Raw genomic sequence first — 13918 nt, forward strand, 5'->3', positions numbered from 1 at the left:
TAAAATAAAGATAATGAGTTATTTATATTGGTTTTTATTAAAAAAGTAGAAATCCGGGATAAAAATCAAATTAAAAAACCGCCTAAACTCTTGTTTTAGACGGTCTCTCGAAATTTTTTATTTCTGCCGAAGACTACTGCCCGCTTAGCATTTCCTGTAGCCTTTGCTGCATTTCCTGGTCTGTTTGCAGCGCCATGGCGAGTTTTTCATATCGCTCCATGGTAAAACCTTTTTCTGTGATGGCATCTTCCATTTGATCCTGAAATTGCCCCTGCATTCCTTCAATGGTTTGTACGGCAGATTCGTATTTCTCTTTTTGCTCTGCGGTAGCTTCCATCTCGGTATTTGGATTCATAGAGGCCTGATACATTTTGTTGAACTGCTGGATCTCCAGCCCTTCCTCTTTTACCACAGCCATCATTTTTTGCTGGGCCTGCTGGTTTATCATCCTTATTTCCTGGTAAGCTTCTGCAAACTTAGCCAGCTCTCCGTCATTAACATCTACTTCCACTTTTTGATTTTGTGGCATGGGCTGTGTCTGGGCAAAAGCTCCTGCTGTGAACAGTAAACTTAACACCATTAAAAAGCCTGTAATTTTCTTTGATCTCAACATATCTTTAAATTTTTGTTTTTTCATTTTTTCAAACATAAGAAACGCGATACAGGCGGGAAAATATTTAAGGAACTGATTGGCCTTTTTTTCCAGGAATTAACTGAAAAACTTCATCTTGTTAAAAATTTTAGGTAATAATTGGGATGCAATAGGTAAAGGGCATTGGTGGTGTATATTTAAATAAATTCTAGTTGGTCCCTGGAAAGTTCAGATTTTTGATTACCCGTATGCAGGGTGGTTGCAGGTTCAAAAAGCATTACCTGTACTTCTTCTTTTGCTGAAGGCCGGTGCTCTACACCTTTGGGAACAATTAAAAACTCATTTTCTTTTACCTCCACTGTTTTGTCTCGAAACTGCATGGTAAAGGTGCCTTTTACTACAAAAAACATTTCATCTTCTTCTTCATGTTTGTGCCAGATAAAATCTCCTTTAAACTTTGCCAGCTTCACCTGTTGCCCGTTTAATTCTCCAACAATGCGTGGGTGCCAGTGGTCCTGGAACTTTCCAAATTTTTCTTCTAGGTTCACTTTATCCATAACTGTATACAATTTCTTTTAATGTATTAATCTTATGATGATTTAGAGACTTAATTTTCTATAACAATGCTTTGTTGCTCTGTATTGCTGTTTTCAAAAGGAATTTCAATAAAGAAATCTTCCAGTTCTTCCCCTGCATTCGCAGCTCGAATGATGTAGGGTACGTTAGCTTCAAGATCTGTAATAAGGGCATTTTCTCCTGCGGCAATGTTGCCGTTATTTACAAATCCGCGACTATCTGTGGTGACATTCAGATAAATTTCAATTTCATTAGCCGTCTCGTTAGTGATCATTAAATCATAATACTGGTTTTCTTCACTCATATTGTCATCATCATTACTACAGCCTATCATAAAGAGTGGGAGTAAAGCGATAAAGGCAATTTTCAATACTTTTTTCATAATGTTTTAGTTTTAGCCAATTCTGTTGGCCTGTTCAAGAAATAATCTATTAAAGATTTAGATAACAGGCTCTTAATACTCTGGTAAATTTGTGTTATGCTTTTTGAAACAGCTACAAAATGCCTCTATAAATTGGATCATTAAATGATTTTCCTGAAGCTCTCATCTGGTTCTACATGAATAAGTACATCATTAATTTCGGGAAAATACCCCTGCAATTCTTTCTTCAGCATATGCGCGATATCATGCCCCTGGGTTACCGTAATATTTCCATTTACAATAAGGTGTAGATCCACATGAAAAAACAAACCTGCTTTTCTTATAAAGCACTTCTCTATCCCTACCACTCCGGGCACATTACTGGAGATCTCTTTTATCTCTTCAATAAAATCATCATAAACATGCTCATCCATAATTTCACTCAGTGCCGGCCTAAAAATAAGGTAGGCGTTATAAATTATAAATCCGGAAGCCAGCAGAGCCGCCCAGTCATCGGCAGTTTCATAGCCTTTACCCATAAAAATGGCTATAGAAATTCCTATAAAGGCCATCAGGGAAGTTATAGCATCACTGCGATGATGCCATGCATCGGCTTTTAAAGAAGTACTTTTGGTTTCATCACCTTTTTTAGAAACAAAGCGGTAAAAAAGCTCTTTAATAATCACAATGGCTCCCAGCACAATCAGGGTATATTTTTCAGGAACTTTATGGGGAGTTTGTATATTGATGATACTTTCATAAGCAATAACCGTAGCCGAAATCAGCAAAAAACCTACCACCGCAAAAGTAATGAGCGGCTCGGCTTTCCCATGGCCATAGGGGTGGTTCTCATCTGCCGGTTTGGTGGAATAGCGAATGCCTACCAGAACAATACTGGAAGAAAAAACATCTGTGGTAGATTCTATGGCGTCTGCAATAAGCGCATAAGAATTGCCAAATATACCGGTGACACCTTTAATAATGGCCAGCAGGGCGTTACCTATAATGCTAAAGTAAGTAGCTTTTATGGCTTCCTGTTTTTTACTCTCCATTTTCTTTTTTCTGCTGAAATCTTAAAGTGGATGCAAGTTACATAATTGAAGGAAATAAGCCGGCCGGAGCAGTAGTATTCTGCACGCTATTCTTCTGAAAATTTTCTTTTGCTCATAAGAATACCATAAGGCCTTAGGGCCTCAATATGTAATAAAATTACGGCTAAAATTCCTACGATTGGAATGGCCAGGATCATGCCAATAATTCCCCAGACCAGGTTTCCTATTACCACGGCAATAATTACCACAAAAGGGTGCAAATCTACCCTATCTCCAACAACATAAGGTTCCAGCACGTAGCTTTCTAAAAATTGCGCTACAGAAAAGGTGATAATTACTCCTATAAGCACTCCAATTTCTCCCGAGGTAAGATACCCAAAAGCCATAGCCATGGCAAGGCCAATAATATTTCCCAGGTAAGGGATAAGACTTAAAATTGCGGCAACAATACTTACCAGGATAAAGTTATTCACGCCTGAAATTCCCAGGCCAACGGCATAAAGAACAATTAGAAAAGCAATTAGCAAAAGTCGGCCTATAAGGTATTGCGGGGCAACCTTGGCAGATTTTATTATGACCGAGTTTACTTTCTCCCGTTTCTCGTCTGGAAAAACATGCAAAAGAAAGTTTTTAAACTTTTGCCGGTAATTCAGGAAAAAGAAAACATAAATAAAGGTAAGCAGAAAATTTCCAATAGCGCCCGAAATGGTGGTAAGCAGGGAAGCGGCTTTCTTTTCCGGAAGTTGGCCGGAACTTCCCACTGCAGGCACCACGGTAGAACTGCTTTTAGAATCATTAAAATTAAGGTCCTCTGCATTAAGCGGGGTGTTCTTAACGGCAAATTGCTTTACCTGTTCCAGCTTGGGCTTCATCGTTTCTTTTATCTCCGGCCATTTTTCAACAAAGCTTTCCAGTTGGTAAGAGAGCAACCCCAGGAATGCAAGGGAGACCAGGAATAGAAAAAACGCATTTATTAATGAAGCGGCACTTCTGCTTATTCTCTTTTCCATCCAGCCCGAAAGCGGAAAAACCAGTAGGGAAAGTATAATTGCGGTAACAAATGGGCCCAGAAAAGCTTGCGCTTTAGTAAGCCCCAGGAAAAGAAAATAAGTTCCAAGGATAACCAGGGTAATGTAAAGAAGCAGGTTCTTGGCTTTTGCCATTTGATTGGTTTTTGATGAAGATACAAAAGTTGCGACCTTTTTGCTTTTAATATTTAGTTAAAGCAGCCACTATTAAAGCTTAGCAAAGTGATTAGCTGTTTAAAAGATTGTGTATTTTCATATACTGAAGCAGCATAATAGTTTTGCCATCTTTAATTTCTCCTTTTCCTATTTTGGCATAGGCCTCCTCAAAATCCATTTCAAGAACCTCAATATCTTCCTGTTCTTCGGGTAATCCGCCTCCCTCGCTCACTTTCATTTCATCGGAATATTCGCCTGTAAAAAAATGAATTATTTCTGTGACTGAACCAGGAGACATATAGGAATCAAAGATCTTTTTTGCTTTAGGAATCCGGTACCCGGTTTCTTCCTCGGTTTCTTTGATAATGCAGGCTTCGGGATAATCTTTATCTAAAAGTCCGGCGCAGGCTTCAATCATCATTCCGCCGGGATTATTATTAAGGTAAGTGGGCAGCCTGAACTGCCTGGTGAGAATTACCTTTTTTGTGGATTTATTGTAGAGCAGGATGCATGCTCCATCTCCGCGGTCATAAGCTTCCCGGTTTTGGGTTTGCCATTCCCCTCTGCTGGTTTGGTATTCATAGGTGACTTCATTTAAAAGTGCCCATCGGTTGGAAAGTACTTCAGTTTTTTTAAGTTTTATTTTCTGGCTCACAGGTATGTATATTTGTTGCTTAGCGATAATTTTTGCTGGTTACATAAAGCAACAAGATTAAGCATGCTGAGTTAGATTTTCTAACGCAAAGCGTAAAATTAAAGAGGCAATTGCAACTGTCAATACACTTTAAGTTTATATTTAGTTAATAATCCTGAAAGATCCTCCTGGGAAAACTTTGCATTAGCCATGTGGCTTTGCTCCGGGTCTATAGAAAAGTTACAGGCACTTCTAAAATCTGCCTTTTCAAGATTTGTATTTCCAAAGCTGGAACCTAAAAGATCTGCTTCTGAAAAATCTGCGCCAGAACAGTTTGCCCCGGTAAATTCCACCTGCTCCATTTTACATTTTTTAAAGCTTGTTTTTGGTATTTTAAGCTGAAAAAAAGAAGTATAGCTAAGATCACAATTTTTAAAACTGAAGGATAACAGGAAAGGATCACACTCCTCAAACCGTAAACCAATCATCTTACAACTGGTGAAACTACAATCCCTGAAGGCAGTGTTTTTTAATTCTGCAGAGCTAAAATTACAATCGCCAAAACTGCATTCCAAAAAAACAATACCAGACAAATTAACATTGGAAAGATTACAGGTTTGAAAATGGCAATTTTCATATTCCCTTTTTAAAACTTCACGGGTATAATTTACTTGCTCCAAATGCTCGTCCCGGGTAAAATTTTCTTCCATTTTAAAATTAATAGGCTGAATATTCTGTTGGGTAAAGGTATATAATATCAATATGCGAAACATTATCTGCATATTCTTCTTTAGCGCTAAGAACTTTCCAGGCGGGAGCACTGGAAAATGCCTGCCAGTGTTGTTCCCTGCTTTCCTGGTTGGCAAAGGTGGTCATATACATCAAATTTGGCATTTCCGGTCCTGAGATCACCTCCCCGTAAAAAACAGCATTAAAGCCAAGTTCATCAAATAATTTTACTTCTCCGCCTTCATTGAACATTTTTAATTTGTTCCTGAAAAATTTCCTGGTGGGGGACTGGTAGCTTCTCAATTCATATACACGCTCTTCAGGCGGGGTATCCAGAGCTGGTGTTTGCAATACAGGATGATCTTTAAAGGCCTTTAGAAGAATGGAACTGAATCTTAGATAAGGCAGGTTGTTGGCTGAAGATTCCAGGAATTCGCGGCCCTCCTTTAAATAAATATTATTGTTAGCCAGCCGGTTATCTAAATCTTCCCACTGTTCCAGGGAAGTAAATGGAAGAAGTACATAAATATACTTAAGGCTATCGGGTTCACTTGTTGCTTTTGGCTTAAAAACGCCCACCTTATCAATTCCCAGTTCGGCCAAAGCTGGTAAATACGCATTTTCAAAAAAATCATCAGCCCTTTGTACCTGTTCGTTGCTTTTAAAATTATAAATTTTTAGCTGATAAAACTGCTGTTCCTGGGCATGTACTGTTGGAATAAAGCAGCAAAGCAGAACGAAAGCACTAAGGCCGAAAATAATTTTCTTCATTTTTCCTGAATTGTAAATTTAAATTAACATGCGTTAACTGTAAAGCTACAAAATTCCGGTATTTGCAGAAGCTTTTTACTGAGGGAAACTAAATTCCTGAAGCATCTCCCAAATTTTTCCGTTATGCCTGAAAACAATTAAACCCCCTGCTGTAAAAGCCTCTTCAAAACTCCTGTTTTCGAATTGTGGCCATGCCTTTTGAAAATTTAGCCTGCTAAGGTCTCTTTTGGCAATAGTAATATGCGGATGGATTTTTTTGGTTCTCTCCCGTTCATTTAATTTAAACTTTTCATCCAAAGCGCTTTGAACTTTACTGTGCAGGGATATAACTGTTGCAGGATTGACAACATTGATAAAAATTGTACGGGAGGAAAACCTGCCAAATCCTGAAATTTGCACATCAAAGGATTTTTGATTTTTTACAATTATTTGAAGTGTTTCCAAAAGGCTTGTCTCGTCTTCTTCGTTTATTTTGAAGGGAATCTGCAATGTTATATGTGCAGGTAATTTTAAAGCTTTCGCAGAATCATATTTTTTCCTGATCTCCAGCTTTAGTCTCCTGATTTTTTCTTCAAGTTGAGCATCAGGCACAATGGCTATAAAGTATAAACTTTTCTTCATGAGGTTTGCTTAATACAGGCGTTATCTTTGAGCAGATTCGTTTCTTTATAGGAGTCTGGTGGTTGTATCCTTTTATTTCTAGGCAGTCTAGCCAAAGCAATCTCAGGGCACCGCAGTGTAAGCCTAATTCCAGTTCGTCCTGATGTATTTAAGCATTCGTTTTTTTATAGCCTTAGGCTTTTCAGCATAAACCAGGCTGCCCTGCAGTTCAGCTTCCGCACGTAAATGTTCGCTGTATTCTTTAATTAACGCATGCAGCATTTCCATCTGCTTTTCATCTTTCAGCTGAATTTCGGGAGAATTTAATTTTTCATGTAAAATCATAAGATCATGGTCATCCCCAAGAAAATCGGCAAGCTTGTGTACTTCATCTGCCCAGGTTTTAAAGAATTGCGGCCAGAGTTGTTCCATTAACTGCAGCTGGTGCCAAAGGTATTTTGCCCGTTTTCTCCATTCATGAAAATTGGCAGCATCAGGTTGAGCATAGGCTTCTTCCAAAGCATCCATACCGCGTTCATACGTGAGCTTAAGTCCTGGTAGTACTACAGCAAGGTCTGTAGATTTTACCGGCCATTCTGTAAATTCTTCCTGTGCACCGGTAAATTGGTCCAGAATATATTCAGAGAAAAACTTTTTCTCTTTTAATTCCTTTTCCAGGGAGTCCCGTTCTTTTTCCAGTTCCTGCACGATGCTATTAAAGAATTTTACATAAATATGATCCCCATAGCGCTCCTGCAAAATGCCAATGGTTTCCATATGTGCGGTAAGATCACGAATGGGAGATAGTTCCTGCCCCAAATCACGAAAAAAGATATTGATCTCCTTATATTTCTTTTCTCCCAGTTCATCTCTGAAGAGCCGGGCCAGCGCACGCAGTTTTTTAAGGCTTTTCCTTATTTCATGAACGGCTTCATGAAGATTGGTATTTTTAAGGGAAGCGATGCAGAATTCAATTTCTTCAGAAGCGATCCTGCTGATGCTTTCTTTAAGTTCTTCCTGCTTTTCCAGCTTATAGCTCATTTTTCGGAATTTTGCTTTAAGATACCTAATTTAAGCTACAGAAATGGTTAGGGTTTTATTAAAATACCAAGTGTAGATTAGATTTAGAAATAGTAGTGTGCGGGTAAAAGACCAAAAATCGCTTCGTTGCTGTAAACAAGAATAAAGATTTGATGAGAATTAATTGGGGATAATTACAACTCTTCGCAATTGCTAGTTTTGAAAATAAATGAAATGGAAAGCAGATCAAAAGCGAGCCCTGAAGAACAGCAACAGCTTCAGATAGTTGTATCCACGGGACTTTGTGGTTTTTTTGTAAAGTTTTACCGAACAACTATGATTTAAAAATCAATTTTAGATAAAACTGTTAAATTGCCGGCCGAAAATTATAGCTCAATTCCTGCAGAACTTCCAATTCTTAAAAACAACAGAAAATATTTAAACGCTTTCCACACTTAGTTCTACCGGCACCTGGTGTTGTAAAAGGTCTTCAAAAGTTTCTCTTTTCCTTATAAGATGGGCTTCGGCCTTATACCATAAAACTTCGGCAGGACGATATCTTGAATTAAAATTGCTCGCCATAGAGAAACAATAGGCGCCGGAATTGCTGAAGGCAAGAATATCCCCTTCGGTAATTTCAGAAATCCTCCTGTTGCTGGCAAAAGTATCGGTCTCGCAAATATAGCCCACTACCGAATAAAATCTCGCCTTGCCATCGGGATTGGAAATATTGGTAATTTCATGATGGGAACCGTAGAACATAGGCCGGATGAGATGATTGAAACCGGAATCTATTCCGGCAAAAACCGTAGAAGTGGTTTGCTTGATCACGTTTACCTTTGCCAGGAATTTTCCGGCTTCGCTCACCAGGTATTTTCCCGGCTCGAAAGCCAGCGTAAGTTCCCGGCCGTACTCCTTGCAGAATTTCTCAAAACGGCTGGTAAGTTGTTGGCCCAGGTCTTCAATATCTGTTTCTATGTCGCCTTCTTTATAAGGCACTTTAAACCCGCTGCCAAAATCGATAAACTCAAGGTCCTTAAAATGTTTCGCGGCATCAAAAAGAATTTCAGAAGCATAAAGAAAAACCCCAATATCAAGAATATCGCTTCCCGTATGCATGTGGATCCCGTTAATGTTCATGCCGGTATTTTGTACAATTCTTTGCAAATGCGGCATCTGGTGAATGGAAATCCCGAATTTGGAATCTATATGGCCTACCGAGATTTTGGAATTTCCTCCCGCCATCACATGCGGATTGATCCTGATGCAAACCGGGGTACCAGGATGTTTTGTGCCAAATTGTTCTAAAATAGAAAGGTTGTCTATATTTATTTGCGCTCCCAGTTGCACCACTTCTTCAATTTCTTCCAGGGAAACGCCGTTTGGGGTATAAATGATATTTGCAGGATCAACGCCCGCTTCAATGCCAAGTTTTACTTCCTGTATAGAAACCGTATCCAGTCCGCAGCCAAGGGAATTCAGTAATTTAAGAATGGAAATATTTGAAAGCGCTTTTACGGCGTAATGGATACGAAGTTTTTCCACATTAAAAGCATTAGTAAGCCTTTGATACTGGGAAATAATTTTTTCAGCATCATAAACATATACGGGGCTTCCAAATTCTTCAGCTACTTTAAGCAAATCTTGATTGTTCATCTATTCTTGAATATTAGGTCGCAAAAATACAGGAGAATTTCATTTAATTACAAAGCGAAATTTCAAAAATAACGTATTTATACAAAATGTTATTTTTAGGAAGCCGGTTCAGATTGTAATTCAAATTTCTGTGCGTTCTGTTTTCTAATCCTTATCACGCCAAGCGCTATAAAAATACCGGCACCTGCCATTGCCGCGCCCACAAGATCTGCCGAGGTAAAACCATAGCCATACGCAATAGGTAAACCTGCAAGGTAGGCCCCGGAGGCATTTCCCATGTTAAAAGCGCTCTGGTTTAAAGAAGATCCCAGCATTTCTGATCCTTTTGCCGAATTGATCACTGCCATTTGAATTGGTGTGGAAAGGCTGAAGGCAACCGTGGCGATAATAAAGGTCATTACAAGCACTCCTATTTTATCTGAAGCCAGGTAGGTGTTAGCAATTAAAACGATAACCATTAACATCAGGGAAATTAAAACAGAATATATAGGGCTGAACTTTTCCGCAAGCTTAGCACCTATAAGGTTGCCCAGAACCATGCCAATGCCGGCAAGGATCATTGCGTAACTCACCATACTTTCAGGATGCCCGGCCACATCTGTAATAAGCGGTGCAATATAGCTGTACCAGGCAAAGAAGCCGCCGGTGCCAATGGTGGTGAGGAGGATAACCATCCACAACTCGAGTTTTTTTAATACTTTCAGGTCTTTCACAATCCCGTTGGAAGATGGCCGGGAAAGTTCCGGCATCCAGAATTTTATTCCCAGGATTGCCAGGATTCCAACCACACCCACTGCTATAAAAGAAACATTCCAACTAAAATTTTGCCCCAGGTAGGTTCCTAAAGGTACGCCTAAGACGTTGGCCACGGTTAAGCCGGTAAACATTGTGGCAATGGCTTTGGCAGATTTACCGGGCTTTGCCAGTTGCCCGGCCACCACGGCTCCAATTCCGAAGAAAGCGCCATGGGGCAGCCCTGAAAGAAAACGGGAAATTAACAGCAGGGTGTAAGAATTGGCAAAAGCAGAAAGCGTATTAAAAACTGTAAACCACAGCATAAGGAATAACAACACCCTGTGGGCCGGCCATTTAGATCCTATTCCTGTGAGCAATGGCGCCCCCACCACCACGCCCAGGGCATAAGCAGAAATAAAATGTCCCGCCTGCGGGATGCTTATTTCCAAAGCAGTGGCTATTTCAGGAAGAATTCCCATAATCACAAATTCCGTCATTCCTATTCCAAAACCTCCAATGGCTAACGCGATTAATGCTTTATTCATCTTTCAAAAATTAAAGGGCAAAAATACAGTAGAATTCACGGTTTAAGGCAAGTAGTACTAAAAATCTACGATAACCTTTTAGCTGGTAACCATCCGGAGCAAACACTTCTATTTTTTATTTCAACTGGAATAAATAGGCTATTGACGCAGGACTTAATTAAAAAAGATTGGTACAGTAGTATTGTATTTGTTACTTTTGTTCACCATAAATAATACAGAAGAAATACCTGATTATGAACATACATGAATATCAAGGAAAAGAGATACTAAACAGCTTTGGAGTTCGTATCCAGAGAGGCATTGTAGCCCATAATGCACAAGAGGCAGTAAATGCTGCAAAAGAATTAACCGAACAAACCGGAACCGGTTGGCATGTGATTAAAGCACAGGTACATGCCGGGGGCCGTGGTAAAGGTGGCGGGGTGAAACTTGCCAAAAACCTGAAGGAGGTTGAAGAAATTGCAGGAAATATTATTGGGATGAACCTTGTTACTCCCCAAACCAGTGCTGAAGGTAAAAAAGTTCACCAGGTATTGGTTGCAGAAGACGTATACTACCCCGGGGATAAAGAACCTGAAGAATATTATATGTCTGTTTTGCTTAACCGTTCCACAGGCAGGAATATGATTATGTATTCTACTGAAGGTGGAATGGATATTGAAACAGTGGCCGAAGAAACCCCTCATCTTATCTTTACTGAAGAAATAGATCCTGCGGTTGGATTACTGCCTTTCCAGGCACGTCGCATTGCTTTTAATCTTGGATTAAGCGGAACCGGTTTTAAAGAGATGGTGAAGTTTGTATTATCTCTATACAAAGCTTTTGAAAAGTCTGATTCTTCACTTTTTGAAATCAATCCGGTTTTAAAAACCAGTGACGATAAAATTATGGCCGTGGATGCTAAGGTAACCTTAGATGACAATGCCCTTTTTCGTCATAAAGATTATGCTGAAATGAGAGACATTCGAGAAGAGAACCCAACTGAGGTTGAAGCCAAAAGAGTGGGCCTTAATTATGTAGATCTCGATGGAAATGTTGGATGTATGGTAAATGGTGCCGGGCTTGCTATGGCAACAATGGATCTTATAAAACAGGCAGGGGGAGAACCTGCTAATTTCCTTGATGTTGGAGGTACTGCAGATGCCAAAAGAGTAGAGGAGGCCTTTCGCCTTATTCTTAAAGATGATAAAGTGGAAGCCATTCTTATTAATATCTTTGGAGGAATTGTGCGTTGCGACCGCGTAGCCCAGGGTATTGTTGATGCCTATAAAAATATGGGAGATGCCATTAATGTTCCAATTATTGTAAGATTGCAGGGAACAAATGCCGATGTAGCCAAGAAATTGATTGATGAAAGCGGACTTGGTGTGCACAGTGCGGTAGAATTCCAGGAAGCTGCAGATAAAGTGCAGGAAGTGCTGTCTTAAAAAAAAAAAATTTTTTACTATAAAAGCTGCCTTTTTTGGCGGCTTTTTTGTTTATAAAAGAAACCATCATCAAATTTCCTGCTGAAGGCGGTTGTTAAATTATTCTTAAAATTAAATTTTTATGTAACAAAAAGTATTTTGGGAAGGTCTTTTTAATGTAACCCTTAAATGAAGTATGATGAAGAAACCTGCCTTTTTAATGCTAATGTTGTTATTTAGCATCTACGGTGTGACTGCAAAGAACGTAGACCTTAAAAACGAGAAGAAAATGGTGAAATTAGAACTAGAGCATCTGCTAAAAGGGCATACCCGATATTTAGAACAAGCTGGTGAGATAGACACTGGAGATAAAGCAATAAGGCATAATCTTAAATTCCACATTAACTATAGAAAAACAAAAACCCCGCTTGATCCATGCAAAAAGAATATTAGCTGCCATTAATAAGAAGCTTAATACTTCATCGTCATTTTTTCAATCAGGAAACGCGAGATTAAAAATAAAAAGCTGGCCGCAATCAACGGCCAGCTTTTTTGTACAGTAAAAAGATTTTTCCAGTTGTTATTGATCCTGTCCGCTTTTTGACATCTCCGGATACCAGTCCAGCAGAACTACTTCAATATCTTTATTCTTTTGGTTTACCAGCTGTTTAAATTTATCAACATCAGCAAGCCCATCCTGGCCACGGTAGTGGTAAGGATAAACTTTTTTAGGTGCGAAAGCCAAAACTCCATCCGCCGCCTGGTCTACAGGCATGGTGTAAGGTAAATTCATAGAAACCAAAGCTACATCTATATTTTCAAGCTTTCTCATTTCCGGAGTATCTTCAGTATCTCCGGAGATGTATAATCTTTTGCCGTTTTTCTCCAGTACGTAACCATTTCCCCTGCCTTTTACATGCATGGCATCTTCAGATTCAGGTAAATTATACATGGGGATAGCAGTAATAGTGTATCCCATATGTTCTATGGTCTCGCCATTATTCATCACGATAAGCTGGTCGCTCATTTCAGAGGGTAATTGCTCTTTTACCGCCTTCGGGACAATAATTTGTACACTGTCCAGTTCAAGAGCCTGCAGCGTTTTGGCATCCATATGGTCACTATGGATATCTGTAATAAGCACAAAATCCGGTGTCTCAGCTTCAGCGAAGGCTTCAGCACCACCTACCGGATCGGTATAAAATACATCGTCTCCCCAATGGAATACTGCAGTGGCGTGGGAAATTGGCTCAATGTCTACAAAAGTGGTGTCCGGTTCCTGATCCATAGTAGCCGTTTCGGCCAGTTCATTAGGTTCCGTTTCCATTTCCTTTTCTTTATTGTTTTCATTTTTGCAGCCGGCTAAAACCGCTGCAAAGCTAAAAAGGGTAATAATTTTTTTCATTTAACTTAGTTTTATAGCTCCGGTATTTTGATATCCGGAAAGCTGTTTGGTTATACTTTTGTTGCTACAGATTTTATTTTAACGCAACAGGCTATAAAGTTACATAACCGGTAATTGAAGAGGATTTGCTTTAATAAAGATTTAAGAAAGGTTCAACTTCATTTTTATATCCCCGCGGGCATAAGGATTATTTTTTTCAATAGGGATTTCCCTGAAACCAAATTTTTTATAGATATAAACCGCATTTTCCAGTTTTCTGTTGGAGTATATTATTAAATGGTCCCAACCTTTTTTCTTTGCAAAAGCAATGCAGTGTTCCAGGAGTTTTTGCCCCGTTTTCTTTCCCTGGTAAAGTGGTGATACCGCCATTTTAGTAAGCTCAAAAACACCTTCTTTTATTTTCATTAAAGCCACCGTAGCAATTATGATATCCTGCTCTTTTACAAAGAAAATACTTCCTCCCGGATTTATGATGTACCTTTCCGGATTCCCAAGCACTTCTTCGTCATGAGGTTCCACCCAAAAATATTTATTAAGCCACTCTAAATTTAATTCTTTAAAAGCGTTTGCATATTCAGAAGAATAAGAAAGAATTTCCATGGATTTTACACAGTTTTATTTCCCGGGCAAATCTATAAAATACTTCTGCTAA

At 39.2% G+C, this 13918-nt stretch carries 16 protein-coding genes; 2 read left to right on the top strand and 14 right to left on the bottom strand.

The annotated features are described in order from the left end of the window. Positions 1–133: 133 nt before the first annotated feature. The 12 genes from AB8M93_RS14690 to AB8M93_RS14745 all read right to left on the bottom strand — a co-directional run bounded on the left by AB8M93_RS14690 (position 134) and on the right by AB8M93_RS14745 (position 10455). On the bottom strand, positions 134–637 hold the full coding sequence (locus tag AB8M93_RS14690) for a DUF4168 domain-containing protein (RefSeq protein WP_373059013.1): 504 nt from the start codon (positions 635–637) through the stop codon (positions 134–136). Positions 638–789: 152 nt separating this feature from the next. Beyond that, positions 790–1149, bottom strand: a complete 360-nt coding sequence (locus AB8M93_RS14695; RefSeq protein ID WP_373059015.1) for a cupin domain-containing protein — start codon at positions 1147–1149, stop codon at positions 790–792. A 50-nt stretch (positions 1150–1199) separates the two neighbouring features. Then, entirely contained in the window at positions 1200–1550 is a 351-nt protein-coding gene (locus AB8M93_RS14700; RefSeq protein WP_373059017.1) for a hypothetical protein, read from the bottom strand. Between the two features lie 140 nt (positions 1551–1690). Further along, positions 1691–2581 (bottom strand): cation diffusion facilitator family transporter, encoded by an 891-nt coding sequence (locus tag AB8M93_RS14705; protein WP_373059019.1) that lies wholly within the window; start codon positions 2579–2581, stop codon positions 1691–1693. An 86-nt stretch (positions 2582–2667) separates the two neighbouring features. Next, positions 2668–3744 (bottom strand): AI-2E family transporter, encoded by a 1077-nt coding sequence (locus AB8M93_RS14710; RefSeq protein WP_373059021.1) that lies wholly within the window; start codon positions 3742–3744, stop codon positions 2668–2670. Positions 3745–3835: 91 nt separating this feature from the next. Then, positions 3836–4420: an NUDIX domain-containing protein gene (locus AB8M93_RS14715; protein ID WP_373059023.1), complete on the bottom strand. Its 585-nt coding sequence runs from the start codon at positions 4418–4420 to the stop codon at positions 3836–3838. A 119-nt stretch (positions 4421–4539) separates the two neighbouring features. Beyond that, the gene (locus tag AB8M93_RS14720) at positions 4540–5109 is read right to left on the bottom strand and encodes a pentapeptide repeat-containing protein (RefSeq protein ID WP_373059025.1); all 570 of its coding nucleotides are present in this window, start codon (positions 5107–5109) and stop codon (positions 4540–4542) included. Between the two features lie 7 nt (positions 5110–5116). After that, entirely contained in the window at positions 5117–5899 is a 783-nt protein-coding gene (locus AB8M93_RS14725; protein ID WP_373059027.1) for an NIPSNAP family protein, read from the bottom strand. A gap of 75 nt (positions 5900–5974) precedes the next feature. Further along, positions 5975–6520: a 2'-5' RNA ligase family protein gene (locus tag AB8M93_RS14730; protein ID WP_373059029.1), complete on the bottom strand. Its 546-nt coding sequence runs from the start codon at positions 6518–6520 to the stop codon at positions 5975–5977. 123 nt (positions 6521–6643) lie between these two features. Next, entirely contained in the window at positions 6644–7540 is an 897-nt protein-coding gene (locus tag AB8M93_RS14735) for a CHAD domain-containing protein (RefSeq protein ID WP_373059031.1), read from the bottom strand. Positions 7541–7957: 417 nt separating this feature from the next. After that, complete coding sequence (lysA, locus tag AB8M93_RS14740; RefSeq protein WP_373059033.1) at positions 7958–9175, bottom strand: diaminopimelate decarboxylase; 1218 nt, start codon at positions 9173–9175, stop codon at positions 7958–7960. Between the two features lie 95 nt (positions 9176–9270). Then, positions 9271–10455 (bottom strand): MFS transporter, encoded by a 1185-nt coding sequence (locus AB8M93_RS14745; RefSeq protein WP_373059035.1) that lies wholly within the window; start codon positions 10453–10455, stop codon positions 9271–9273. Positions 10456–10688: 233 nt separating this feature from the next. Here AB8M93_RS14745 and sucC point away from each other — a divergent pair, with 233 nt between their 5' ends. Together sucC and AB8M93_RS14755 are read left to right on the top strand one after the other, a co-directional pair. Then, a complete protein-coding gene (gene sucC / locus AB8M93_RS14750) occupies positions 10689–11882 on the top strand; it encodes an ADP-forming succinate--CoA ligase subunit beta (RefSeq protein WP_373059037.1) in 1194 nt (397 codons plus the stop codon). Positions 11883–12057: 175 nt separating this feature from the next. Beyond that, positions 12058–12324, top strand: a complete 267-nt coding sequence (locus AB8M93_RS14755) for a hypothetical protein (RefSeq protein WP_373059039.1) — start codon at positions 12058–12060, stop codon at positions 12322–12324. A 117-nt stretch (positions 12325–12441) separates the two neighbouring features. On the opposite strand, the gene AB8M93_RS14760 is transcribed toward AB8M93_RS14755, so the two are convergent. Together AB8M93_RS14760 and AB8M93_RS14765 are read right to left on the bottom strand one after the other, a co-directional pair. Then, positions 12442–13266 (bottom strand): MBL fold metallo-hydrolase, encoded by an 825-nt coding sequence (locus AB8M93_RS14760; protein WP_373059041.1) that lies wholly within the window; start codon positions 13264–13266, stop codon positions 12442–12444. Positions 13267–13407: 141 nt separating this feature from the next. Then, positions 13408–13866, bottom strand: a complete 459-nt coding sequence (locus AB8M93_RS14765) for a GNAT family N-acetyltransferase (protein WP_373059043.1) — start codon at positions 13864–13866, stop codon at positions 13408–13410. Positions 13867–13918: the final 52 nt, after the last annotated feature.

It is taken from the genome of Autumnicola aciditolerans, from assembly GCF_041679265.1.
GTDB lineage: Bacteria > Bacteroidota > Bacteroidia > Flavobacteriales > Flavobacteriaceae > Autumnicola.

What these genes read in the sequence shown, in the direction of transcription:
- AB8M93_RS14690 (WP_373059013.1), bottom strand. Translation starts at nt 637, where the DNA reads ATGAAAAAACAAAAATTTAAAGATATGTTGAGATCAAAGAAAATTACA.
- AB8M93_RS14695 (WP_373059015.1), bottom strand. Translation starts at nt 1,149, where the DNA reads ATGGATAAAGTGAACCTAGAAGAAAAATTTGGAAAGTTCCAGGACCAC.
- AB8M93_RS14700 (WP_373059017.1), bottom strand. Translation starts at nt 1,550, where the DNA reads ATGAAAAAAGTATTGAAAATTGCCTTTATCGCTTTACTCCCACTCTTT.
- AB8M93_RS14705 (WP_373059019.1), bottom strand. Translation starts at nt 2,581, where the DNA reads ATGGAGAGTAAAAAACAGGAAGCCATAAAAGCTACTTACTTTAGCATT.
- AB8M93_RS14710 (WP_373059021.1), bottom strand. Translation starts at nt 3,744, where the DNA reads ATGGCAAAAGCCAAGAACCTGCTTCTTTACATTACCCTGGTTATCCTT.
- AB8M93_RS14720 (WP_373059025.1), bottom strand. Translation starts at nt 5,109, where the DNA reads ATGGAAGAAAATTTTACCCGGGACGAGCATTTGGAGCAAGTAAATTAT.
- AB8M93_RS14725 (WP_373059027.1), bottom strand. Translation starts at nt 5,899, where the DNA reads ATGAAGAAAATTATTTTCGGCCTTAGTGCTTTCGTTCTGCTTTGCTGC.
- AB8M93_RS14730 (WP_373059029.1), bottom strand. Translation starts at nt 6,520, where the DNA reads ATGAAGAAAAGTTTATACTTTATAGCCATTGTGCCTGATGCTCAACTT.
- AB8M93_RS14735 (WP_373059031.1), bottom strand. Translation starts at nt 7,540, where the DNA reads ATGAGCTATAAGCTGGAAAAGCAGGAAGAACTTAAAGAAAGCATCAGC.
- lysA (WP_373059033.1), bottom strand. Translation starts at nt 9,175, where the DNA reads ATGAACAATCAAGATTTGCTTAAAGTAGCTGAAGAATTTGGAAGCCCC.
- AB8M93_RS14745 (WP_373059035.1), bottom strand. Translation starts at nt 10,455, where the DNA reads ATGAATAAAGCATTAATCGCGTTAGCCATTGGAGGTTTTGGAATAGGA.
- sucC (WP_373059037.1), top strand. Translation starts at nt 10,689, where the DNA reads ATGAACATACATGAATATCAAGGAAAAGAGATACTAAACAGCTTTGGA.
- AB8M93_RS14755 (WP_373059039.1), top strand. Translation starts at nt 12,058, where the DNA reads ATGATGAAGAAACCTGCCTTTTTAATGCTAATGTTGTTATTTAGCATC.
- AB8M93_RS14760 (WP_373059041.1), bottom strand. Translation starts at nt 13,266, where the DNA reads ATGAAAAAAATTATTACCCTTTTTAGCTTTGCAGCGGTTTTAGCCGGC.
- AB8M93_RS14765 (WP_373059043.1), bottom strand. Translation starts at nt 13,866, where the DNA reads ATGGAAATTCTTTCTTATTCTTCTGAATATGCAAACGCTTTTAAAGAA.